General features: G+C 43.8%; 27 protein-coding genes, 1 tRNA gene and 1 pseudogene. 27 read left to right on the top strand and 2 right to left on the bottom strand.

Annotation, left to right across the window (positions count from 1 at the left end):
* From F973_RS02315 to F973_RS02300, 4 genes are all read left to right on the top strand, one after another.
* Complete coding sequence (locus tag F973_RS02315; protein ID WP_004759777.1) at positions 1-549, top strand: DUF3486 family protein; 549 nt, start codon at positions 1-3, stop codon at positions 547-549.
* The gene (locus F973_RS02310; protein ID WP_004759775.1) at positions 546-2,102 is read left to right on the top strand and encodes a hypothetical protein; all 1,557 of its coding nucleotides are present in this window, start codon (positions 546-548) and stop codon (positions 2,100-2,102) included. The genes F973_RS02315 and F973_RS02310 overlap by 4 nt, the downstream gene beginning before the upstream one ends.
* A gap of 206 nt (positions 2,103-2,308) precedes the next feature.
* A complete protein-coding gene (locus tag F973_RS02305) occupies positions 2,309-3,922 on the top strand; it encodes a DUF935 domain-containing protein (RefSeq protein ID WP_004759774.1) in 1,614 nt (537 codons plus the stop codon).
* Positions 3,915-5,222 (top strand): phage head morphogenesis protein, encoded by a 1,308-nt coding sequence (locus tag F973_RS02300; RefSeq protein ID WP_004759773.1) that lies wholly within the window; start codon positions 3,915-3,917, stop codon positions 5,220-5,222. Before F973_RS02305 ends, F973_RS02300 begins: the two co-directional genes overlap by 8 nt.
* Here the strand turns inward: F973_RS02300 and F973_RS14975 are convergent.
* A tRNA-Ile gene (locus F973_RS14975) sits at positions 5,220-5,293 on the bottom strand. The genes F973_RS02300 and F973_RS14975 overlap by 3 nt on opposite strands.
* Before the next feature lie 42 nt (positions 5,294-5,335).
* On the opposite strand from F973_RS14975, the gene F973_RS02295 reads away from it, so the two are divergent.
* The 23 genes and pseudogenes from F973_RS02295 to F973_RS14970 all read left to right on the top strand — a co-directional run.
* Positions 5,336-5,818 (top strand): phage virion morphogenesis protein, encoded by a 483-nt coding sequence (locus tag F973_RS02295; protein WP_004759771.1) that lies wholly within the window; start codon positions 5,336-5,338, stop codon positions 5,816-5,818.
* 98 nt (positions 5,819-5,916) lie between these two features.
* The gene (locus F973_RS02290; protein WP_004759768.1) at positions 5,917-6,981 is read left to right on the top strand and encodes a phage protease; all 1,065 of its coding nucleotides are present in this window, start codon (positions 5,917-5,919) and stop codon (positions 6,979-6,981) included.
* A 10-nt stretch (positions 6,982-6,991) separates the two neighbouring features.
* Complete coding sequence (locus tag F973_RS02285) at positions 6,992-7,411, top strand: hypothetical protein (protein ID WP_004759767.1); 420 nt, start codon at positions 6,992-6,994, stop codon at positions 7,409-7,411.
* 3 nt (positions 7,412-7,414) lie between these two features.
* The gene (locus F973_RS02280; protein ID WP_004759766.1) at positions 7,415-8,341 is read left to right on the top strand and encodes a Mu-like prophage major head subunit gpT family protein; all 927 of its coding nucleotides are present in this window, start codon (positions 7,415-7,417) and stop codon (positions 8,339-8,341) included.
* Between the two features lie 3 nt (positions 8,342-8,344).
* On the top strand, positions 8,345-8,773 hold the full coding sequence (locus F973_RS02275; RefSeq protein WP_004759763.1) for a gp436 family protein: 429 nt from the start codon (positions 8,345-8,347) through the stop codon (positions 8,771-8,773).
* Entirely contained in the window at positions 8,767-9,378 is a 612-nt protein-coding gene (locus F973_RS02270; protein ID WP_004759762.1) for a phage protein Gp37, read from the top strand. Before F973_RS02275 ends, F973_RS02270 begins: the two co-directional genes overlap by 7 nt.
* Before the next feature lie 3 nt (positions 9,379-9,381).
* Positions 9,382-9,666, top strand: coding sequence for a hypothetical protein (locus F973_RS02265; protein ID WP_004759761.1), 285 nt, complete (start codon positions 9,382-9,384; stop codon positions 9,664-9,666).
* Between the two features lie 23 nt (positions 9,667-9,689).
* On the top strand, positions 9,690-10,160 hold the full coding sequence (locus F973_RS02260; RefSeq protein ID WP_081399892.1) for a leucine-rich repeat domain-containing protein: 471 nt from the start codon (positions 9,690-9,692) through the stop codon (positions 10,158-10,160).
* 7 nt (positions 10,161-10,167) lie between these two features.
* Positions 10,168-10,968, top strand: a complete 801-nt coding sequence (locus F973_RS02255) for a phage tail sheath C-terminal domain-containing protein (RefSeq protein WP_004759759.1) — start codon at positions 10,168-10,170, stop codon at positions 10,966-10,968.
* Positions 10,969-10,986: 18 nt separating this feature from the next.
* Positions 10,987-11,241: a hypothetical protein gene (locus tag F973_RS02250; protein WP_004759756.1), complete on the top strand. Its 255-nt coding sequence runs from the start codon at positions 10,987-10,989 to the stop codon at positions 11,239-11,241.
* A gap of 130 nt (positions 11,242-11,371) precedes the next feature.
* Positions 11,372-11,749 carry a hypothetical protein gene (locus tag F973_RS02245; RefSeq protein WP_004759755.1) on the top strand — a complete coding sequence of 126 codons (378 nt, stop codon included), beginning with the start codon at positions 11,372-11,374 and terminating at the stop codon, positions 11,747-11,749.
* A 3-nt stretch (positions 11,750-11,752) separates the two neighbouring features.
* Entirely contained in the window at positions 11,753-12,079 is a 327-nt protein-coding gene (locus F973_RS02240) for a hypothetical protein (protein WP_004759752.1), read from the top strand.
* Positions 12,080-12,108: 29 nt separating this feature from the next.
* Complete coding sequence (locus F973_RS02235; protein WP_155756448.1) at positions 12,109-12,285, top strand: hypothetical protein; 177 nt, start codon at positions 12,109-12,111, stop codon at positions 12,283-12,285.
* Positions 12,282-14,489, top strand: coding sequence for a phage tail tape measure protein (locus F973_RS02230; protein ID WP_004759750.1), 2,208 nt, complete (start codon positions 12,282-12,284; stop codon positions 14,487-14,489). Before F973_RS02235 ends, F973_RS02230 begins: the two co-directional genes overlap by 4 nt.
* Positions 14,490-14,562: 73 nt before the next feature.
* On the top strand, positions 14,563-15,810 hold the full coding sequence (locus F973_RS02225) for a DNA circularization N-terminal domain-containing protein (RefSeq protein ID WP_004759749.1): 1,248 nt from the start codon (positions 14,563-14,565) through the stop codon (positions 15,808-15,810).
* Positions 15,800-16,903, top strand: a complete 1,104-nt coding sequence (locus tag F973_RS02220; RefSeq protein ID WP_004759746.1) for a phage baseplate assembly protein — start codon at positions 15,800-15,802, stop codon at positions 16,901-16,903. The genes F973_RS02225 and F973_RS02220 overlap by 11 nt, the downstream gene beginning before the upstream one ends.
* The gene (locus tag F973_RS02215; RefSeq protein WP_004759744.1) at positions 16,900-17,397 is read left to right on the top strand and encodes a phage baseplate assembly protein domain-containing protein; all 498 of its coding nucleotides are present in this window, start codon (positions 16,900-16,902) and stop codon (positions 17,395-17,397) included. Before F973_RS02220 ends, F973_RS02215 begins: the two co-directional genes overlap by 4 nt.
* Positions 17,398-17,400: 3 nt before the next feature.
* Positions 17,401-17,763, top strand: coding sequence for a phage GP46 family protein (locus F973_RS02210; protein ID WP_004759742.1), 363 nt, complete (start codon positions 17,401-17,403; stop codon positions 17,761-17,763).
* Position 17,764: 1 nt separating this feature from the next.
* The gene (locus F973_RS02205) at positions 17,765-18,811 is read left to right on the top strand and encodes a baseplate J/gp47 family protein (RefSeq protein ID WP_004759740.1); all 1,047 of its coding nucleotides are present in this window, start codon (positions 17,765-17,767) and stop codon (positions 18,809-18,811) included.
* On the top strand, positions 18,811-19,341 hold the full coding sequence (locus F973_RS02200) for a DUF2313 domain-containing protein (RefSeq protein WP_034432190.1): 531 nt from the start codon (positions 18,811-18,813) through the stop codon (positions 19,339-19,341). The genes F973_RS02205 and F973_RS02200 overlap by 1 nt, the downstream gene beginning before the upstream one ends.
* Positions 19,341-20,087, top strand: coding sequence for a gp53-like domain-containing protein (locus tag F973_RS15385; RefSeq protein ID WP_004759737.1), 747 nt, complete (start codon positions 19,341-19,343; stop codon positions 20,085-20,087). Before F973_RS02200 ends, F973_RS15385 begins: the two co-directional genes overlap by 1 nt.
* Before the next feature lie 2 nt (positions 20,088-20,089).
* The gene (locus tag F973_RS02190) at positions 20,090-20,275 is read left to right on the top strand and encodes a hypothetical protein (protein ID WP_004759736.1); all 186 of its coding nucleotides are present in this window, start codon (positions 20,090-20,092) and stop codon (positions 20,273-20,275) included.
* Between the two features lie 124 nt (positions 20,276-20,399).
* Positions 20,400-20,483: pseudogene (locus F973_RS14970) on the top strand (KTSC domain-containing protein); the annotation flags it as partial.
* Positions 20,484-20,530: 47 nt separating this feature from the next.
* On the opposite strand, the gene F973_RS02185 reads toward F973_RS14970, so the two are convergent.
* Positions 20,531-21,730 (bottom strand): alkane 1-monooxygenase, encoded by a 1,200-nt coding sequence (locus F973_RS02185; RefSeq protein WP_004759734.1) that lies wholly within the window; start codon positions 21,728-21,730, stop codon positions 20,531-20,533.
* Between the last annotated feature and the right edge of the window lie 48 nt (positions 21,731-21,778).

The following is a 21,778-nucleotide window of genomic DNA, read 5'->3' as shown; positions in this document are numbered from 1 at the left end:
ATGGCACGTGAATCCTCAATTGACCAGTTAAGTAATGATGATAAAACTTGGCTAGATAAACGCTTTATTGATAAGGGTTTTTGTGGCTATGAGGAAATCGCCGCAATTCTGCAAGAGCGTGGTTATAACGTCAGCAAGTCCAGTGTGCACCGCTATGGTCAAAAAGTTGAACAAAAGCTTGCTGCGGTTCAAGCCAGTACACAGGCTGCAATGATGATTGCAGATGCTGCTCCAGATGATAGTGATATGCGAAGCTCTGCTGTTTTGTCATTAGTACAGACCGAGTTGTTCAATGCATTGGTTGCCTTGCAAGAAGCTGATAATGAAGATGCAGACCCAGCAGATCGAATCATGCTCATGGCTAAAGCAGGCAAAGGAATTGCAGAAATTGCCAAAGCTTCAGTCAATCAGAAAAAATGGGAGTCTGAAGTTAAAGAGCGTGTTCAAGCTGCTGCCAAAGCGGTTGAAAAAATCGTTAAAAAAGGCGGCATGTCTAAAGATACAGTTGACGAAGTGAAAAAAGAAATTTTAGGAATTATTGGATTATGAGTGAACAAGCTGTCATTGATCCAAGAGAGATTCTTAACTCAGCTGGCTATGAAGATGTGCCTGCTGTTTTGTTGCCATATCAACAAGAATGGATTGCTGATAAGAGTCCATTGAAAGTGGCTGAAAAATCTCGGCGTATTGGTTTGACTTGGGCTGAAGCTGCGGATTCGGTATTAGATGCTGCAAGTGATGCTGGGCAGAATTGTTATTACCTTGGTTATAACAAGGACATGACCGTCGAATTTATTCAGGCTTGTGCGATGTGGGCAAAAGCATTTGATGCGGCTTGCAGTGATGTTGAAGAAGGTCTTTGGGAGGATGGTGATAAGCATATCCAGACTTATACGATTCGCTTTCCAAAGTCTGGTCGTCGAATTGAAGCTTTAACTTCACGTCCATCCAACTTACGTGGTCGCCAAGGTCGTGTGATTCTCGATGAGTATGGTTTCCATGAAAAGAAATCTGAGCTTTTGAAGGCAGCTATAGCACTACTGATCTGGGGTGGATGTGTTCGTGTGATCAGTACACATGATGGCGAAGACAATGAGTTTAATGACCTGATTAAAGAAATTCGTTCTGGAAAGCGTAAAGGTACAGTACATCGCACAACTTTCCGTGAGGCTGTTGAACAAGGTCTATATAAGCGTGTTTGCTTGCGTAAGAAAATTAAATATAAAAAATCTGAAGAACAACTTTGGGTTGAAGATACTTACAAGTTCTATGGTGATGCAGCTGATGAAGAACTGGATGTTATTCCAAGTAAAGGTGGTGGACGCTGGTTGCCATTGTCTTTACTTGAGGGCAAAAAGGATTCTTCTGTTCCAGTCATTCGGTTTGATGCCCCAAAAGGTTGGGATGACTTTAATAGTGTCAGTGAAGAGACTCGGAATGCTGAGGTTAAAGAGTTCTTTGAGGAAAATTTATTGCCAGTATTGGAAAAGTTTCCAGCCAAAGCAAACAGTTTTTATGGACTAGATTTCGCACGTAAGAAAAACGCATGTTCTTTCTGGCCGTTGATTGAACAGCAAAATACCAAGAAGAAAATCCCATTTCTTTTTGAGATGTTTAAAGTCCCCTACAAGCAACAAGAGGAATTTTTACGACTCATTGTTGCCAAGCTTCCTAACTTCAGTAAAGGTGCGCACGATGCTGGTGGTAACGGTGGTTTCTTAGCTGAAGCAATGCAAGTGCTGTATGGTGATCGAATTGAAGCAGTTATGCTGACTGAAGCATGGTATCGAGAACATACACCACATTTCAAAGCATCTTTGGAAGATGGTGATATTGAGAATATGCCAGCTGATCAGGACGTCATGGAAGATCACCGAGCATTTGTCTTAATCAATGGTGTTGCTCGTATTCCAGCAATGGGGAAATCTAACTCAAACAATAAAGATCGACATGGTGACAGTGCGATAGCACATTTACTTGCGGATTATGCTGCTAAAAATCCAAGTGCGCCTATTGAATTTACAGCATTGCCAACACGTGCTGAAATTGAAATGAATCCAGATGATTATGATAGTTGGTACAGTGATGTTGGGTGCATGTAATTTAATAGCCCTAGTTTGTTTTATAAAACGGTTTTTAGCGATTTAAAGCCATTTCAGCAACAATGAGTCGTATTTGATTTTAAGTCGCTAAAATCGCGCTTTCTGAGCGATTTAAAAATTCTAAAAATAAATGGAAGTCTTTCCGCCTAATTTTAAATAAGTCAAAAAACAATAATGGTGCAAAATCCTCAAACTGTATTTGCGCTATGGCTAAGAAAAAACCTAAATCCAAAACTCAGGATCGTTCAGCACTTGAGCAGAACCAGACTGCTGATGTGGCATGGCTGGCGAACCAGTGGCAAGAGCATCCCGTTGTTGGCCTGACTCCACAACGGCTTCACCAGCTCCTGACCAATGCCGAACAGGGTAATTTACAGGCACAGGCCGACCTCTTCTGTGATATGGAAGAGCGTGATGGTCACATCTTTAGTGAAATGGACAAGCGTAAGAAAGGCATCAATGGTCTAGCGTGGGGAGTCAATCCACCAAAGAATGCCAGCGAAGCTGAACGCAAAATTGCTGAAGAAGTTGCTGAATGGATTGATGACATCACCAACTTTGAAACATTTTTGTTTGATGCAATGGATGCAGTTGGTCATGGTTATTCTTGCCAAGAAATTGAATGGCATCAAGTAGGTGTTCTATGGCTGCCGAAGAGTTTTGAGTATACCAATCCACGTCATTTTATGACTCCACAGAATCAACCGAATGAACTGCGTCTCAATGATGGTTCACCTGATGGGCTTGAATTTCTGGATTTCGGCTGGTTTATCCATAAACATAAAGCGAAATCTGGCTATATTGCCCGATCAGGCCTGCACCGTGTGCTGGCGTGGCCGTTCCTGTTTAAAAATTATGGCATCCGTGATGTCATGGAGTTTCTGGAGACATACGGCCTGCCAAGTAAAATCGGTAAATATCCAAGTGGTGCAACAGAAAAAGAAAAAATGACCTTGCTCCGTGCTGTGATGAGCATTGGGCGTAATGCGGGTGGCATTATCCCGCATGGCATGGCGATTGATTTTGAAGCGGCAACCGATGGTGATACCAAAAATCATTTTGACCTTGTGAAATGGTGTGAGCAAACCGAGTCCAAAGTCATTGTCGGTGGAACGTTGTTATCTCAGGCTGATGGCAAGACCAGTACCAATGCCCAGAGCCAAACACATGAAATTCAGTTTGAGAAACTGGTCAAATCTGATGCGAAACAGCTTGCACGTTCGATCAATGATTCTTTAATCAGTCATTTGATGCGGATCAATTATCCAGAGATTGCCCCTGATCGTTATCCGTCATTTTATTTTGACACGACTGATACTGAAGATATGGAAGTCTTTAGTGAGGCATTGCCAAAGCTGGTTGAAATCGGCTTTCAAATTCCGCGTGCTTGGGGACATAAAAAGCTGGGCATTCCTGAGCCTGCGGATGATAAGGAACCTGTGCTTGCAGTTGTGCAACAAGCCCAGCTTGCAGTTAATCGCATGGCACTGCCTGCCCAGTATCTTGCAGCATTGAATCAGAATCCTGTCAGCTCAGCACATCCAGCCGAATTGTCTGCCATCTATTTTCAGAATCTGTTGGATGAGCAAGTGCAGCAAAGACTGGATAACCAGCATGTGCAACAGCAGGCTGAGACATTGTTACCCCAGTTAATTGAACGTCTAGGACAGGCAGATGACATTGAGGGTGCCTTGGCAATGCTGACAGAGGCATTCCCTGATCGTGACCTGCAAAGTCTACAGGATGATCTGGAAACCTTGATTTTTGCCAGTGATGTATTGGGGCGTTTGTCTACCCATGAGGGGCGCAAGCGTGGATAAACCCTTACTGAATATGCTGTTTGGGCAACCGCCCCAGCGTGCCATTGAATATTTGCAGCAAAAACAGCTCATGCCATCTGAGGATTGGTGGCGTGTACAAGGCAATGCCCATAACCATGCCTTTGTTGTAGCCCACATGACCCAGCTTGACCTGCTTGAAGATGTGCGTAAATCACTGATTGAGGCCCAAAAGAATGGCTGGGATTTAAAGCAGTGGGCTGCCCATATTGAACCCAAGATGAAAGCCAAGGGCTGGTGGGGGAAAAAAGAAATCACCACTGAAGCTGGTACCCGTGAGGTTCAGCTTGGCAGTCCATATCGGCTTAAAACCATTTACCAGACCAATATGGCTCAGGCGTATGAGGCTGGTCGTCAGTCGGTCATGTGGGATGACAATGAGCTGTTTCCGTATGTGATGTACAGCGCGATTCTGGACAATAAAACCCGTCCACGGCATCGAGCCTTGCATGGCGTTGTCATGCGTAAGTCTGATCCTGCATGGGCTGCGATAGCACCCAAAAATGGTTATAACTGCCGTTGCACCATCATTGAGCTGATGTATGGCGAAGTGGATGGGAAAGAAATCAGGGTTTACGACAGTGGTAAATACCTGCAAGTCTATGATGTTGATGTGGGTCATGGCGGTGTGGCTAAAGTTGCAAGACTGGACTTTCCAGATCGACCATCGTTTCAAACTGATGCTGGCTGGGTTGGTCGCCCTCAGTTGCTACCGACAAGACAGCTTATGGATAAGGCTGCGGCTGCTGAACCACGTTTAGCATCTAATGTGGTTAAGCAGGTTCTTCAGAATAAGCCTGTAGCAAGTCAATACAATGATGAGGTCAAGCAATGGATTCAGGGTGTCGATCCAAAGCGTGCCAATAATGAAATGCGTATTGTTGGGACACTTGATCCTGAGTTTGTAAAGGTTCTATCTAGTCGAAATATTGCGCTGGATAGTGCTGCTCTGGTTGTGCATGACAAGTACACGCTGGGTCATCTTGATAAGGAGCGTAAAAAGCATGACCGTGAATGGGTGGAAAATATTGTTGATCACTTGAATGGTCGGCATGATTTGTATCTGGATGTAGAAACCAATACGCCTTTGCTGGTATTTGATGTAGAGCGTGATGGTCATGTCTACAAGCTTGTACTTCAGATCAACAAGGCACTCAATGCCAGGGATCAGACTGGCAGCAAGCAGAAAATCACAGGAAATTTGATACGGACGATTGTGATTGAGGAGCTGGTCAATTTGACCAATGGTAAGCGTTATGAATTTCTTGGAAGTAAAAAGTGAGCTGGTTTGGGACTCGAACCCAAATAGACGAAGTATAAACTCCGATGCTTTCCCATCAGCTACTTCAGCCCACTCTTTGTTTTAGTTTAGTTTGAATTTTAAACAGGTGCAATATGTCAGGTATTTTCTTAAATGATGAGGAGCTGCGGAAAAGGCTACAGCTTGTTGCATCTCGGCTGCAAAATCCGCTTGAGTTGACCTCTACACTTGAACGGGTGCTCGTCAGTCAAACGTTGCAGAATTTTCATGCCAATGGTCGTCCTGCTTGGGATGAATTGTCACCCGTAACTCTTGAAATTTATCGCAAGCAAGGCATTACACCTCAAGGTATTTTGCAGCGTTCACCTGCTGGATTGAAAGCCAGTATTCAGGGTGATCATGATCGGGATTCGGCAACAGTCATGGCTGGTTCTGGTCAGAGTAAGAACTATGCAGCGATTCATCAGTTTGGTGGCATGGCTGGTCGTGGACGTAAAGTCAAAATTCCTGCTCGACCGTATTTGCCAATTGATGGAAATGGTTTTCTACAACCCGAAGCTGAAAATGCTGTGGGAATGGTGGCTGGTCATTACTGGCAAAAAATATTTAATCCCTAACCCCCTCTAAATCTCCCCCTTATCGGGTGGAGACTTCTTAAATTAAACGGAAGTCTTTCCGCCTAATAATAAAAAGCTGGTGATGCGATATTGCCAGCATGAAAAAGACCTTACTCGCAGCTTCGTGCTCATTCGACTTATCCGCATTATCAGATCACTTTGTATTGATTCCTGAAGGTGTCTTTCGTAGTGAGATTGATGGTCGCCCTTATGACGCGCCACACTGGAAATTGACTCCAGAGCGTGGTCGCCAGATTGTTGCTGCTTTAAATCAGCGTCAAATCGACATGGTTATCGATTATGAGCACGCAACATTGAAGTCTAAAACGACTGGTGAACCTGCGCCTGCTGCTGGATGGTTAAAATCTGCTGGTTTCACCTACATTGAAGGAGTTGGATTATGTAGTACTAACTTTGAATGGCTTGATAAAGCCAAGGCCCATATTGAAGCCAAAGAATATAAATATATCTCACCAGTATTTCTTTATAACAGTGTCGGTGAAATCACCACTCTGATTAATGTCGCCCTAACCAATACCCCTGCATTAGACCAGTTGCCCGAAGCCAAGCTTGCTGCGGCAGCACAGGAGTTTTTTGCCCAAAATTTACCACAGGATTCCAAAATGGATGAGTTATTAGAACAATTGCGCTGGATGCTGAACCTGCCTTTATCCGCAACTGCGGAAGACATCTTGGCAGAGCTTGGCAAGCTTCAGCAGCAAATTAAAGAAAAAACAGGTGTGGCTCTCGCAGCAAACAGCCAAAACCTTTTTGACGCAATTGCTGCAATTGAACAGCTTAAGCTGGCGGCAAACAGTCAGGCCACACCTGATCTCACACAGTATGTACCGATGGCTGTCTATCAGGAAGCGGTAAATCAGGCCAGTACATCAGCAGCTCAGGCCAAGGCCAAAGAGATTGATGATCTCATTCTGGCGGCTTGTAGTGATGGGCGCTTGACTGGTGAGGCAACCATCAACTGGGCAAAGGATCAGGCAAAAACCAATCCTGATTTTATTAAAACCCATATTGAAAGCTTGCCAAAAATCGCCGCCTTGTCCCAACGCCAGACGAGCACAGTAAATCTTTCTGGTGGTCAACAGTACCAACAAAGCCAGCCCGATGACATTGCGGTCTCAATTGACGCGCAACTAGGAATTTAAGGAGCAGCCAATGGCTAAAACTGAAATTGCAATCGTCACGGAGATTCGTGACGGAGAACTGATGCCCATCCCGTTGTTGGCGGCAGCAGTCATTTTACAAGGCACGTTTGCAGTGGTTGATGGCACTGGACATGGCATCGCATCGGATGATGTTGGTGGTGCAGACCAAATCTGTTTAGGCATTTGGGATCAAAGTGCTGAGAATACGGGTGCAAATGGTGATCTATTGGGTTTGGTGCGTCGCAACAAGCAGTTTTTGGTGCGCAACTCTACAGCCGATCCAGTCACTCAGGCGGATTTTGGCATTCAGGTTTATGTCGAGGATAACCAAACCATTGCAAAAACGGATGGTGCGGGTACTCGTTCGCTCGCTGGTCGTTTTATGGGTTTTGATACGCAATTTGATGATTGCGTCTGGGTGGAGATTTAAGCAATGCTTTTTAATGAACAAACAGCACAGCGTGTGCTGAACAACCTTAAAACCAGTCTCAAGAAAGTGTTCGATGCTGCATTTGAGGCAGCGCCGAGCCAGTGGGATCAGGTTGCTATGGAGGTGCCGAGTAGCGGTGCATCCAATACCTACGCATGGATTGACAAGTTTCCAAAGTTACGGAAATGGGTTGGAGACAAGGTTGTCAAACAACTGTCAGCACATGCCTACACCATCAACAATGACGATTTTGAGGCAACTGTCGAAATTGACCGTAACGATATTGAAGACGACAATTTAGGCATCTACAAGCCACAAACACAGATGGCTGGTGAATCTTCAAAACAATGGGCGGATGACCTTGTTTTCACTACCTTGACCAATGGTTTTGATGAAAAGTGCTATGACGGTAAAACGTTCTATGCGACTAATCATGAGGTTGGTGAGGGTAAAAATAAAAAGCTGGTTTCAAACCGCCTGAATGTACCTTTAAGCGCCGATACATTGGCTGCCGCCAAAGCAAGTTATGGCGCTGCGCGTACCATGCTGCGTAGTATGCGTGATGAAGAAGGTCGCCCACTGAACCTGAATCCGAATTTGCTCATCGTTCCCCCTGCACTGGAAGACACCGCGAATGCGCTGATGACAGTGGATCGTCTGGAAGATGGAAAGCCAAATCCATATAAGGGTACGGCAAAAGTTCTGGTTGTTGGTTGGTTAAAAACCGATACCGAATGGCATTTGCATGATGCATCCAAACCAGTGAAAGCCATTATTTTTCAGCCTCGTAAGAAGCCAGTTTTTGTACAGCAAACTGATACTTCCAGCGATTCTGTATTTATGCGTAAAAAGTTTAAATACGGTGCTGAAGCGCGTGGTGCAGCAGGTTATGGCCTGTGGCAAATGGCTGTAGGTTCTACGGGAGCATAGGTCATGTATGTAACGGCAGCTGCGATGATCAGGAAATTCGGTGAGCGTGAACTTATTCAACTCACTGATAATGAAGCGCCTTATCAGGATGTAATTAACCATGACAAGCTGAATGCGGCCATTGAAGAGGCAAACAGTGAAATTGATGGTTGGTTGCAAGGTCGCTATAAGTTGCCGTTACATGACATCCCTCCATTTTTGGTCAATATTGCTTGTCACATGGCTCGTTATCATGCCTGCACTCAGGCTATTGCTGAAAATAGTCCAATCAGGATTCGCTATGACGATGCCTGTAAAAAACTTAAATCAATTTCAAAGGGTGAAATGGGTTTGGGCGGTACGCCAGCTGGTGAGTCTGTTCCAACAGAGTCATCATCGAACAATGTGGTCCTTGTTGTTGGCCGTCGTGATTTTGGAGGTCGTTCATGGTAGACCTAGACCTCGCAATTGTTGAGCAAGGCATTAAAGATGTCTTGGCTCGACAGATTCAGCAAAAAATCTGGACGTGGATACGTGAAATCAAGACCTATGGCGGTGAGTTTGATGATGACACTCTGGCTTGGGTTGATACATTTCCAGCGATATGGGTAACTTTTCAGGGTTCTGGCACACCCAAGAAAACCAGCCATAACAAGACTGAGTATCCAGTGACCTTTGTTGTTTTAGTCGGTGCTCGTTCCATGCGAAATGAAGAGGCGCAGCGGCATGGTGCTGGTCGTGATATTGGTACTTTTTTAATGCTCAAGCATGTTAAAAAACTGCTAATCGGTAATGACCTGTCTTCAGTCGGTGTGGTTGGTCTTGATCCGCTGGAACTGGGTCGCACTAAAACCATTTTCAATACTAAAACTCGTAACCAGTCAATCAACGTTCTTTCTCAAGAGTTCACGACTCAATACACCATCACTGCTTCAGACCGTGACCGTGAAGAGGAAGCGACTGATGCATATATCCACCGTATTAACATTGACTACTACTTTGAGCCAAATGACGGTTTCAAAGACGAGTCTGACTTAATTGAATTACAGGAAAACTAAGCTATGCCTATTCCTCAATTGAAAACGCCAGGTACTTATCTGGATGTAAATATCAACACACAGCGCACGGGTTTGCCAGCTAATATTCACAAGGTTTTATTCGTCACCAATGATGATCAACCAGAACCAGAGAATGGTAATGCGATGCCCATTTCGATTTATGACAAAGCAAAAGCCGATCAAATCTATGGAGCAGATAGTGAAGTTGGTCGAATGATCACTGCTGCAATTAAGACTAACCGTGTTGTGGATGTGCAAATGTTGGGAAAGCCACAAGCGGAGGTGTAAACCCCGATCCTGATCCTGAAGAAATCGGCGGAATTAGATGGCGTGTTCAAGGTGATCCGACTTGGTACGAATGGGCTGGACAAAATGTTGAATGGGGCTTTAAGCAAAATCTAAATATCAATGAATTGATTGTGCTGGACGGAGTTTTATCGCTTGGTGATCAGAGCTTTTTAAACAATCAGATTGCCAGCTTGGTTTTACCAGATTCTGTTCAAAGATTTGGGCAAAATGCTTTTTTTTCTAATGCATTGACATATCTTGAAATCGGCTCAGGTGTCACTTTACTTGGCAACTATGCATTTAAAGACAACCAGCTTGAATCAGTAACGATCCATGCGGTTAATCCGCCTGACTTCTTTTCACTATCATATTTGCCATTTGACAATAATCCACTTACAGCGATTTATGTACCTGCTCAATCAGTAGCAGCATATAAATCCAATCAATATTGGTCAGTTTATTCTGAACTGATATACGAGATATCAGAGGTTTAAATTATTTATGTCTATTCAAGAAACAATCGCCCCATTGGGCCATACAATCATTGCCTTGTCAGCTCCACCAGTTGACTTGACAGCAACAACAACTTGGATTGATCACTTAAACTCTGTGAGTGATGCGATCAACCAGAAGCCAGCTATTTTGGTCATTCCCTTTGCCGATGTTGAAGACGCTGAAGAGTTTGCTGCACAAGCGTCAGTCGAAACTTCATACCGTGTGGTATGTGTTTGCTATCATGGTGCGTATGGTCAGGAACCAGAACTTGCGGCAGCAATGGCGGCAGCTCTAGCTGACTCTAATGATCCAGCTTTACCTTTCAATGGTGTGAATCTCGGTGGTATCAATGCGGTTGAAGATCAGTACAAACTGACTTTTGAACGTATTGAAGCAGCACTGAATCATGGTGTCTGTATGATCGACACGGGTGCAGATGGCAAGCCAGAGATTGTTCGCGCTGTGTCTACATACCGCATCAATCCTGATTCTGGTATTGAGGATGATCTGATGCTCGACATCAACGGTGCGCTGGTGATTGACTATACACGCAAAGTGATTCGAGCTGATCTGGCAAAAGAGCGTCGTCGCAAAAATACAGCCGCACAGCGTCGTAATGTGCGTTCAATCATCTTGAAGCGTTTGACGCAGTTGGATGATGCAGAAATCTTGCAGGATGTTCGTGACAATGCTGATCAACTGACAGTCACTGCTGATCAGACGGATCGCTATCGTGTCAATGCAAAGATTCCTGCTGATTGGGTTAGAGGTATGCACGTCATTGCTGGAACGATTGACGTATATTAATTTGTTGAGGTATAGAAAATGAATCAAATATCAACCGTAGCTCAAGGTGTAATTGTTGCAATAGGTACTGGTTTTAATGTGTATGCAACTGTTGCGAATGCAATGGATGCAGTCGAAAATCAAGGAGTTTTGACAGGCAACCAGAAGAAAGAAGCTGTTATTGCTTTCGTGAAAGGTTTTGTTGAGAATTGGGATGAATGGAAGCCTCTGGTTTCTATTTTTATTGATCAGTTAAAGGCTGCCTATAATGCTGTAAAGGTTTTATTCAAATAATTAGTTCTGAGCTGTTTAAAAATAAAAGCATCACATTTTGTGGTGCTTTATTTTTATGGAAGCCTTTCCGCCTAATAATTAAGAAATAGTTTTTGCACAATAGCCTCATGTTTTTATGAGGTCTCTCAAAATGGCTGAATATTCAGTAGGAACAATTGTTTTAAGTGTGGATGGTCAAGAATATGACTGTTCAAAATTTGGTGCAAAAAAATCAACTGGTGTAAAACCTCTCCCAACAATGAATCGTTTGCGTAAGGTGAAATTTGTCTCAAAAGGCATTGTTTCACATGAGCTTACAGCATCAGTTGTGATCCCTGAAGGTCGTGACGCTGTTGATTGGATGACCGTTGAAGAAGCGCGAATCTCAGTCGAGTCACCAGAGGGCGGTTTTCGTGAAACCTATATTGACTGTTATGTCACTGAAGTTAGTGATGCCTATGATGTCAATGGTGAAACAACTCGTGATTTGAGTTTGTTGTGTTTAGATTTCTTAAAAGAGAGTATGTAAAAAATGAGATTAAGTATTGTTGGTAGTTTAGTTGTAGCAATGACTGTGCTGGTAAAAGATGAAGCTGTTAAATGTAAAAGTGTTGAGCTGAGTGATTTGACCACAGGTGAAATGTTTGCGACTCGGCAACGTGCAAAAGATGGTGAATTTTGGGCAGTGCATGAGTTGGCAGCAAAAACCCAACTTGTGGATGATCAAGGCCGTAAACATACTGTGACCTATGAAATGTTGCGTGATACCTCATCGACCAATTTCAAAATGCTTGAAGAACTGGACTATCAGTTACAACTAAAGCTCAAAGCCGAGAGTTTAGAGAACCCATCCAGTTAATTGCATTATTGCATCAGGCTGGCATTGACTTGAAAGATGCTGAACAAATGCCAATGCACTATGCGTTGGCATTTTTGTCTGAGAAAGCAGATTTACTGCTGAAAGCAAAAGCTAAACTTGAGCATGAGCGGCCACAGAATACTCATGCAGCACCATCAAATACAACGACAAAAACCTATGCTTCAACTAAGCGAGTATGCAAATGAGTACCAGTACAGTTCAACTGCGTTTGCAGATTGTAGGTCAGCAAGCTCAGCAACAAATGCAACGTCTGAACCTGAACATCAATCAAGGTCAGCAACAACAACGGCAAAATCTAAATCAGATTTTAAATATCCAGCAACGGATAAATAGCTCTACACAGCAAAACGGACGCTATGGTCAGCAGCAGTTGCGTACTGGGCAAAGTATGGTGCAAACCAATCGTCTGCTTGCACAGATTTTGCAACAACAGCAACGTTCATCTAGTTTAATCAGCCAACAATTACGGCAACAAGAACGTTCTTACCAAGTACAGGTAAATGCTTTGCGTCAGCAGGTACGTGAAGCTGAACGGTTGCGCCAGCAGTTACAACAGGCTGGTAATGCACAACGTGATATGAATCGTCAAGCGCAAGGTGGCTTTGGTGGTCAGGGCTTGGTTTCTGGGGCTGCTGGTGCTGTGGCTGGCGGTATTGCTGGTGGTATGGTTCTTAATACTGCATTTCGTCCAGCCATGACCTATGATGAACAATTAAGTCGAATGGCCGTGATTGCAGCAGATGGCAAAGGCATTGAAGAAATGCGGCGTTTAAAGCCTGATCTGCGACAGACTATTGACTCATCTGCTTTGTCTGGCGGTTCAACACTACAGGATACGGCAGCAGCTTTAGACTCATTATTGGCTAGGGGAAAATATGGTTATGAGGGATCAAAGGCCATTTTACCAACAATCTCAGAAGCTGCTTATGCAGGTAATACCTCTGCTGTTGGTATGGCAACGCTCGCAGATGCGCTCGCGACTTATGGTATGAAAGGACAGCAAAATCTTGAAAAAGGTTTTGCGATGGCACTACGTTCAGGCGAACTGGGTGGGTTTGAATTAAAGGACATGCAATCTGATCTTGCACGGCAACTAGCACTGGCAACCACTGCTGGATATAGTGGCGAGGCAGGTTTGGCAAGCTTGCTGGCTCTAAATCAGGTGTCAATGGATGTTGCTGGTAACGCTGGAGAAGCTGGTAATAATGTAGTCAATCTATTGCAAAAACTTGGTTCGAGAGAGTTGAGCGATAGTATGGCCAAAGCTGTTGTTAATACAGAGGGGTTAGCAACACGCCCCACTTATAATAAGAAAGGTAAATATCTTGGAGAAGAATTTGATTGGAATAAACAGCTACAGGTTGGGCGTGAGCAAGGACGTTTTGGTGCTGAAGTCCTAGGTGATGTAATTGACCATCAGTTGACGAATAGTCCTGATTACCAACAACTTAAAAAACAGCTTGCAACTGCCCAGGGTGATGAGCGCAAGAAACTCATGGAAGACATGACTAATATTGTGTTAGGTGGAGAGATTGGTCAGATCATTGCTGATCGCCAGTTTTTAATGGCGGCGCTTGGACAGACGCTAGCTAGACAAAATGTTGATGAAACTGGTGTTAATCGGATTGATGGTTTAAAGAATGAGACTTTAAAAGCTGAATATAATCAAGTTATCAAGCCTACCGCTGGTTTTCTTAATGATCAGGCTTTTGGAAAAGAAGGTACAGCAAAAACCAATGCACAGATTGTTCGCCAAGATTCTTTTGATCGTATTGCAGAGGGTTATGGTACTGTTCTTGATAAGTTTTCGGAATTAACGCAAAAGTTTCCAGCATTTTCCCAAGGTTTATTTTTATCTAGTACAGGATTAGCTGCTTTGGCTGCATCGGCTGGTATTGCAAGTCTTGCAATGGGCAGAATGGGTGCTGGTGGGCTGTTAGGTGGTGCTGGTGCAGTGGCTACAGGGGGAACATTGGCAACTGCTGGTCAATTCGCTCTTGCAGGCGGTTTAGGCTATGGCATTGGTACGTTTGCACGCAATATGTATATGACAACAGAAACAGGCCAGAAATTTGATGATTTTCTTGGTGAAAAAATAACTCAAACCCTTGCATTATTTGGTAATGATAACGCTCAGGCTGCTCTAGAATCACAGGCAAAATATGATGAAATGATAGCCCAGCAGGAATCACAGAATCAGAAAATTGAAGAACAAACCCAACTCAGCAAAGACCTGTCAAATAAACTGAGTACCTTGATTACTGTTACCCAGCAGAATAAACCTGTGGTAAATATCAATGGTGGTTCACTGGTTGACCAGATTTCACAGCATGCTGCAAAAGAGGAAAAGCGTCACGGAGTTGATTTGCTCTCATATGGTCAAAAATAAATGGAAGCCTTTCCGCCTAATATAAAAGTTTAGTTTTTCGCACAATAAACCTCACTAAAGTGAGGTTTTTGTTATGGGCTGGAAAGATGATTTACAGGATGCGAGCTTTCGTGGTGTGCAGTTTGAATGCACGTCTACAAATGAATCTGGCTCTAAATCTTTAGCAGTCAAACAAGCCCCGTATTCAAATAAAGCTAATGTCGAGGACCTCGGCAACAACCCGCTCAAGATCAGCATCGAAGCTATCTTTTCTGGCGAAAACTATAAAATCGAAATGGATGCCCTGTGGGCTGCTCTGGTTGCCACTGGATCGGGTGAACTGATTCATCCAGTTCATGGGGTCATGCAAGTCTATGCTGAAAGCTATCAGATCGGTCACGTTGCTGAAGAAGTTGATGCATGCAAAATCTCAATCGAGTTTTTGCAGGCTGAAGACAAAGAACGTCCGCTATTTATTCCTATAGCTGTTCCTGTTTCAATTCCTTTATACAGCATTCCTGATTCACCAGTCACTGCACTTCAGTCAGTGCTGAAAAAACTACAGCAGTTTAATCCAAACAAGTTTTTTTCTTTCGTCAATAAAATCCGTGATGGCATCAGTGCAGCCCGTCAGTTCCTTGGCACGGTAAAAGGTGCAATAGAAAATGTCCTGTCACCAGACTGGATTGTCGGTCTTATAGACGATGCAACACGGCTGGCAACTTTCGATACCAACATTTCCGCGATTTCAAAGTGGCGTGATGTATTTAAGCGTGTACAGCGTTTTGAAAAGCTTTTTCAGAATGATGACGATACGCCAAAAGTCATGCAACAGACATGGCGGGCGGTTCAGGTTGCCACTGCTGTTGCTGTGACTCAGCAAGTTGTTGCGACTGTACGCAAGGAAATGGCTGAAAATAAAACCGTCAGTTTTACGCCTGTTGAGCTTGCTGTGATTCGTCAGGCCAATCGCAAACTGATTCAACAGGCCATCAACAGCGAACGTGCGCTGATCGCTGCTGCCACTGCTGCACAAAATAATAATGCAGGCATCACTGTTGAGGATGATGCTCCAGCCAGCGAACTGATCTTTATCGCAATGACACAGATTCAGGTCTACAAGCAGCTTGCTGACCAAATCCATCTACAGATTCAGGAATTGATTGAAGTACGTCCACCAATCACCACAACCAAAGTTTTAGTGCCTTGCACCCTGCATTGGCTGGCGCATTCGCTTTATGGCGACATGGATCGTGCTGATGAAATCCGTCGTTTGAATCCTGACTTGCAAAACCCTGCTGTTTTGCGGACTGGCATGGAGTTGACCGTCTATGCGCGATAACTCAAACAATGAAATCCGTTTAGTCATTGGTGATGTGGAAATCAGCGGCTGGGACAACGTCACGGCTGACAGCCAGATTGATACGCCAGCGGATAACTGGAGTTTAAGCCTTTTCAGGGAAGACGGTCAGCCTTTGCCAGAGAGCGTTCATGGCGCTGCCAAAATTCAGTTGTTCTATAACAATGAAGTGATTCTGACCTCGATTGCAGACAATGTTGATGAAGCGGTCAGTCGTCAGGGTTATGGTTTGGAGATTTCTGGTCGTGATCTTGCTGGTCAACTGATCGACTGCTCTGTGCCTATTTTTAATGGTCGTCAGATTACGCTTGAAGAGTTACTGAATCGTTTTGTGAAGGCTGGTGATTTAGCTGGAGTTATTCGTGGTGTAAATATTCAAAATAATTCTTGGCTAAAAAATAAAGTCTCTGTTGAACCGAGTGAGTCATTGTGGGATGCAATTGCAAAGGCTGCTCAGGTGACGGGTCAGCATGTTTGGCTTGAGTCTGACGGTACACTCAGTATCGGCGATCCATTTGCCAATCCATATCAGGTGCAGGAAGCGCTGCGCCTGATCAACCCTCTTGATAACTCAAACAATGTACTCGATTTGAGCTATAGCAATGACGTGTCGGGTGTATTCACGCAGATCAAGGTGCTTAGTCAGGATGGCGAAGCACAGTCAATTTTATCTGAAGCGACAGCACAGACTCAGTACAGCTTTAATCGCCTGAAAATCGTGACGCTTGGTGATGTTGAGACCAAGGCCGAAGCGGACGCAGCGCTTAATAAAATCATTAAGGACAACAATCTGGCAGCTTTTGGGCTGACTGCAACTGTTGACGATTGGACAATCGACGGCAGGCTCTGGCGTGCTGGTTTCTATGTCAATGTCGAGACCAATGCCCTAAGCAGGGCAACTGGGAAATGGGCGGTTTTAGGCCGTACTTTCTCCTTGTCCCGTGAGAAAGGCAAAACTACAAAGCTGAATCTAAAGCGTCAGGGCGACTGGGCGCAGCCTTTGATTTACAAAGACCCTGAAGCCAAAACCAAGAAGAAAACCAAAAAAGCCAAATCTCAGGGAGCACCGAAATGATCCGATCAGCTGCTGCCCAGATCAATAAAGCGATTAAGCAACTACGTTTTCCAATGCTGGGCATCATTGCGCGTGGTAGCTCCAAATCATTGCAAGTTCAAGGTTTACAGGATGAAACGCTTCAAGAAGTCGAACTGATCCAGCAAGTCGGTTTTAGCTCATACATACCCAAAGGTGCAAAGGTCGTCGTCATTCCAAGTCAGGGCAAAACAGCCAAATCCGTTGTGATCGCCACCACTGGAGGCGCGATTCTTGTCAATGTGGCTGATGGTGAAACATGCATTTATGACCAGTTTGGGCATCAAGTACTGCTACACGAAAACGGCATAAAAATGACTGGAAACGTTGAAATCATTGGCGGATTAAAGGTTTTAGAAAATATCGAGTCAGAGGGTGAAGTCTCTGACAAAACAGGCTCAATGCAACAAATGAGGGTTACTTACAACATTCACTTACACGGCAGCAGTCCACCGCCATCGGTTCAAATGGAGTAAACAATGGGAAATATTAATTTAGAAACAAAAGACTATGTGCTCATGAGCTTGGATAGCGCATTTAATGATGATGTTGTTCAATCTGCATGCCTACGCCTGAACATCCATCGTTACCGCTATTGGGCTGATCCTGATCTTGGCAGTCGTTTCTACACGTTGCGACGTTCAAAGGATGTGCCACGTATGCTCCAGATCGTCAAGCAGTATGCTGAAGAAGCCTTGGCTGATTTAGTGCCTGCACGCTTGCAGTCTCTCATCGTTTCAACGACTCAGACCATTAAAAGCCGTATTGACCTGAGTATTGAAATCACTCGACTGACTGGTGAGAGGCAGACCATTCAATACTTTGTACCGATTGGTGGTTGATATGGCGTACTCGATCAAAACGTTTTATGAAATTCATGAACTGATTGTTCAGGAAATCAGAAACTCAACAGGCTTAACTATTCCATTTGACTCAGATGCCAGCATCCGTGCAGATGGTACAGCCTCTGTTGTAGAGGGCTTGTATCACCATCAGGCCTATATTCAAAAACAGCTATTTATAGCCACTGCTGACGAGCCTTACCTTTATATACACGCTGAAGAGCTAGGTTTACCAAGATTAGGTGGTACTCAGGCTTCAGGTACGGTCACGGCAATTTCCAATGTCGATTTAACCATTGTTGCTGGTAGCAAGGTCACGGATGGCAAAGGTCATTACTGGAGCGTTGTGACTGATGTTGTCTTGACTGCAAATGTGCCTGCGACAATCAATGTTGTGGCGGATCAGGTTGGTGCGAGCTGGAATACAATCAGTTCGCTGATCTGGATTAGTCCAGCCGCTGGCCTAAACGTGACTGTCACTGATGTGAGCATTGGTGGTGGTTCTGATCAAGAAGAGCTTGAAGACTGGCGTGCAAGGCTTTTGGAGCGTAAGCAGCTTGGCCTGTCGCGTGACCGTCAAGCTGATCTGGTCAACTTCATGAAAGCGGTTACAGGTGTGCAGGATGTTTATGTCTATCCAAAACGCCGAGGACTCGGTTCTGTAGATGTTGCAATCACTGCCGTTGGCAGTCCACCTACGTTGCCAAGTCAGGCATTGTTGGATGCCGCTCAAACAGCCCTTGATGAATATGCAGGCTTTTGGGCCGATTGCAAAGTCTATTCGCCGACTGAACAGCTTGTACCAGTATCTGCGATTGTTGCTGGTGTCGGTGTCAATCTCAATCAGGTTGAGCAAGTCATTCGTGACTACTTTGCTGAGCTTGCTCCAGCTGAGTCATATCAGGCATCAGTTCTGGTTGCTCGCATCATCGCATTGCCAAATGTCACAGACGTGACACTGACACCATCCTCAAACATTGTGCCCACCGTAGACTGGATGCATACCTACTGGTTGCGCATTGGCACATTATCAGTGAGTGCAGCATGATGACATTGGAAGAAACCACCAAAATCTACGCTTCAGTATTGCGCCAGTTGTTGCCTGCGGGTGGTTATGACACGGCACAAAACACGGTGATTGCCGCTGATGTTTATGCACATGCAAAAGCACTGGCCCAAGCCGATCTTGATGCAAAGCGGCTTTTGAGCGTGCTGGAATCTATTCCGCCTGAATTACTTGCTGAGTATGAAAATGAATATGGTTTGCCACTCAAGTGTCAGACCAACGTCGCTCAGACGGTTGAGGAACGTCTGCAAATTGTCAACTGGATCAGAAACACCAAAAACGTTCTCAATAGAGCTTATATCGAGCAACTGTTGGCGATTTTTGGCCTCGATTTTGAGCTTGTGACATATAAGCCGATGCAGTGCACTGCGCCTTGCACTTCACCAGTCAATACAGAGCAGCTCAGGTACAAAGTCAAGCTGAAGCTGCAAAGTCCCGTCAATGCTGACCTTGACTGCATTATCTATAACTATTTACCAGCGTTCATTCGCTATGATTTGGAGACAATTTAATGAAGCGAATTGATAGTATTAATGCTCGTCCGAATGCCAACGGAGCTGGAAAAACAGGCTTTCATGACAATGCTGATTTAAGCGGTCAGGATGCAACTTATCTCACACCGAGTTGGTTAAATCAAGTTCAGGAAGAATTGTGCAATTTATTAGAAATGAATGGAATTGCACTTAACTCAGGTGTACGTGATCAGCTTTATCAGTTGCTTGCAACAAACGACGATATTAATGCTCTTGCTGCCGCCACCCAAGTAAAACTTGATCAAGAGCAAACATGGCGTACTGATGCGGACAACTGGCTACAACAGCAAATTAATAATGAGCAAACTGCCCGTATTAATGCAATTTCTCAAGAGCAGACATGGCGTGAAAATGCCGATGCTGATTTAGAAAACAGAAAATTTGACAAGGCTGGTGGAACTGTTGCTGGTGATGCACTGATTACAGGTGGTCTGACTGTACAAACATCATTATTGCTCGGTTCATTTTTGGCAGCTCAGAATGGTTATACTCCTTTACCAAACGGGCTAATTCTTCAATGGGGAAAAGTAAGTGATGACTTTGCAATATATAATTTTCCTATTGAGTTTCCTAATGCTGCTTTTGCGTTAATCGGTCAGCAAATTAGTGGTGGAGGTTCAAGTAAAGTCTATGTTGAGATTATAAGTAAATCACAATTCAAGGTTTTTGAAGGCAGTGATGCAACAGCTGGAACTAAGTTCTATTGGTTTGCTATTGGAGTTTGAAGATGAATCAGACTATCAAAATCGGTGACAGCTTTGCGCTGCCGATTCAGTTCTATGACACTGATACCAAGCTTGGCATGGCAATCACTAATGACATGCTTATTTCTGCCCAGATCATCAATTCACAGAATCAAGTGATTGCTACACCTGTTATTCCAGCGTTTCAACAAATTCTGGTGTTTTTTTAGTTGTATTTAAAACAATGTGTATCGGAAGGTTGGTTAGTTAGTTATTAAATTGAAATAGCTTTTCAAATAGTGAAACTTGGGAATGAGTCAATTATCTCGAAATTTTAGCCGATTTATCTCGGCGCGCATCACCGATAAGACTGCTTTTGTCCATAAATACCTTGAGTTTGATCTTCATTTTAAACGACTTTATCTTTTAGCCTCATAAATAAAAAAACCAGCCTATGTTAAGGCTGGTTTTTTTATTTAAATTTATTAAGCAGCTTCGACTTCAACTTGTTCAGCATACTTCTCTAATATTTTTTCTTTTGCGTCTGGATGAATATTAATTTTCTCCATATTGCCTTTGTAATGCTCTACAACTCGATCATCCATAATTTTTGACCACCATGAGGGAATAAAGGCTGGTAAAATCAACGCTCCATAGCCCCCTGGTAACTGTGGCGCATCTTCAAAATGACGTAGCGTTTGAAAGCTACGTGTTGGATTTGCATGATGATCTGAATGACGCTGTAATTGATACAAGAACAAGTTCGTCACTACATTATTATTGTTCCAACTATGCTCAGGTAAAGTACGCTCATATTGACCATTCGCTTTCTTTTCACGTTTTAAACCATAATGCTCAATATAATTTACTGATTCAAACAAAGTAATCGCATAAGCAGCCTGTGTCACTTGGAACGGTACTGAACGCACTCCAAATTTGCTAAACATAGCGGCATGGTACACAGCAGACATCGCCCAACCATGAATCAATTCATTCTCTTTACAGAAGAATGGTAATTTTTTACGCTCTAAACGGTTTTTCTCAATTTCGATCGCCGATTTGAAACTACCAATCACTGTACGCGGTAAAAATTTCCAGAAAGTTTCACCAAGTCGAGATGATGCTGGATCTTCTGGCGTTGCAACACGGCGGTGATGACCATATGGATGCTCAATACGGAAATGATTATAGCCCGATGGAGCTAATGCCAAATGTGATAAATAATGTTCGAGACGACCACTTTTATGGCTCAATTCATGCGCCGTATTGATGGCAATACCATTCACCATTCCCACCAACGTACCCAATAACGCTTGATCTGCAAGTGATGTATCTTTACGACTTGCCAAATAAGTGCCGTAAATATTGGTCGCATATTGCAATGGAATAAAAAGTTTAACAATTCGTGCGTAATATGGATCTGCTTCTAAATCTGCAATCGCATCAAGTGGTGGATTTTCTGTGTCCTCACCAATTAGCTTATCCAATGCAGGAATAACACCATGAATAAATAGTGGGCCAAAAGAGGCAAAGAATTTTTTGGTTTTTTTCGGTCCAAATTGATAACCCGCTAAACCACTCATTGCAATAGTCGGTACTGCCAAACCCAATAACCACAAATGACGTTTTTTATCTTTAAAAGTTGTTGTTGCTTGCTCTACATCCAGTTGAGTATGCATATTCATTAGAAATTCCTCAATCAAACACAAAATGTTTTGCTTGAATTGATTGTG

This window comes from Acinetobacter sp. CIP 102129 (genome assembly GCF_000368305.1).
Classification (GTDB): domain Bacteria; phylum Pseudomonadota; class Gammaproteobacteria; order Pseudomonadales; family Moraxellaceae; genus Acinetobacter; species Acinetobacter parvus.
This window is presented reverse-complemented; position numbering and strand designations above follow the sequence as displayed.

What these genes read in the sequence shown, in the direction of transcription:
- F973_RS02290 (WP_004759768.1), top strand. Translation starts at nt 5,917, where the DNA reads ATGAAAAAGACCTTACTCGCAGCTTCGTGCTCATTCGACTTATCCGCA.
- F973_RS02245 (WP_004759755.1), top strand. Translation starts at nt 11,372, where the DNA reads ATGGCTGAATATTCAGTAGGAACAATTGTTTTAAGTGTGGATGGTCAA.
- F973_RS02310 (WP_004759775.1), top strand. Translation starts at nt 546, where the DNA reads ATGAGTGAACAAGCTGTCATTGATCCAAGAGAGATTCTTAACTCAGCT.
- F973_RS02230 (WP_004759750.1), top strand. Translation starts at nt 12,282, where the DNA reads ATGAGTACCAGTACAGTTCAACTGCGTTTGCAGATTGTAGGTCAGCAA.
- F973_RS15385 (WP_004759737.1), top strand. Translation starts at nt 19,341, where the DNA reads ATGAAGCGAATTGATAGTATTAATGCTCGTCCGAATGCCAACGGAGCT.
- F973_RS02275 (WP_004759763.1), top strand. Translation starts at nt 8,345, where the DNA reads ATGTATGTAACGGCAGCTGCGATGATCAGGAAATTCGGTGAGCGTGAA.
- F973_RS02285 (WP_004759767.1), top strand. Translation starts at nt 6,992, where the DNA reads ATGGCTAAAACTGAAATTGCAATCGTCACGGAGATTCGTGACGGAGAA.
- F973_RS02225 (WP_004759749.1), top strand. Translation starts at nt 14,563, where the DNA reads ATGGGCTGGAAAGATGATTTACAGGATGCGAGCTTTCGTGGTGTGCAG.
- F973_RS02295 (WP_004759771.1), top strand. Translation starts at nt 5,336, where the DNA reads ATGTCAGGTATTTTCTTAAATGATGAGGAGCTGCGGAAAAGGCTACAG.
- F973_RS02250 (WP_004759756.1), top strand. Translation starts at nt 10,987, where the DNA reads ATGAATCAAATATCAACCGTAGCTCAAGGTGTAATTGTTGCAATAGGT.
- F973_RS02220 (WP_004759746.1), top strand. Translation starts at nt 15,800, where the DNA reads ATGCGCGATAACTCAAACAATGAAATCCGTTTAGTCATTGGTGATGTG.
- F973_RS02280 (WP_004759766.1), top strand. Translation starts at nt 7,415, where the DNA reads ATGCTTTTTAATGAACAAACAGCACAGCGTGTGCTGAACAACCTTAAA.
- F973_RS02185 (WP_004759734.1), bottom strand. Translation starts at nt 21,730, where the DNA reads ATGAATATGCATACTCAACTGGATGTAGAGCAAGCAACAACAACTTTT.
- F973_RS02210 (WP_004759742.1), top strand. Translation starts at nt 17,401, where the DNA reads ATGGGAAATATTAATTTAGAAACAAAAGACTATGTGCTCATGAGCTTG.
- F973_RS02215 (WP_004759744.1), top strand. Translation starts at nt 16,900, where the DNA reads ATGATCCGATCAGCTGCTGCCCAGATCAATAAAGCGATTAAGCAACTA.
- F973_RS02190 (WP_004759736.1), top strand. Translation starts at nt 20,090, where the DNA reads ATGAATCAGACTATCAAAATCGGTGACAGCTTTGCGCTGCCGATTCAG.
- F973_RS02305 (WP_004759774.1), top strand. Translation starts at nt 2,309, where the DNA reads ATGGCTAAGAAAAAACCTAAATCCAAAACTCAGGATCGTTCAGCACTT.
- F973_RS02315 (WP_004759777.1), top strand. Translation starts at nt 1, where the DNA reads ATGGCACGTGAATCCTCAATTGACCAGTTAAGTAATGATGATAAAACT.
- F973_RS02255 (WP_004759759.1), top strand. Translation starts at nt 10,168, where the DNA reads ATGTCTATTCAAGAAACAATCGCCCCATTGGGCCATACAATCATTGCC.
- F973_RS02240 (WP_004759752.1), top strand. Translation starts at nt 11,753, where the DNA reads ATGAGATTAAGTATTGTTGGTAGTTTAGTTGTAGCAATGACTGTGCTG.
- F973_RS02270 (WP_004759762.1), top strand. Translation starts at nt 8,767, where the DNA reads ATGGTAGACCTAGACCTCGCAATTGTTGAGCAAGGCATTAAAGATGTC.
- F973_RS02200 (WP_034432190.1), top strand. Translation starts at nt 18,811, where the DNA reads ATGACATTGGAAGAAACCACCAAAATCTACGCTTCAGTATTGCGCCAG.
- F973_RS02205 (WP_004759740.1), top strand. Translation starts at nt 17,765, where the DNA reads ATGGCGTACTCGATCAAAACGTTTTATGAAATTCATGAACTGATTGTT.
- F973_RS02265 (WP_004759761.1), top strand. Translation starts at nt 9,382, where the DNA reads ATGCCTATTCCTCAATTGAAAACGCCAGGTACTTATCTGGATGTAAAT.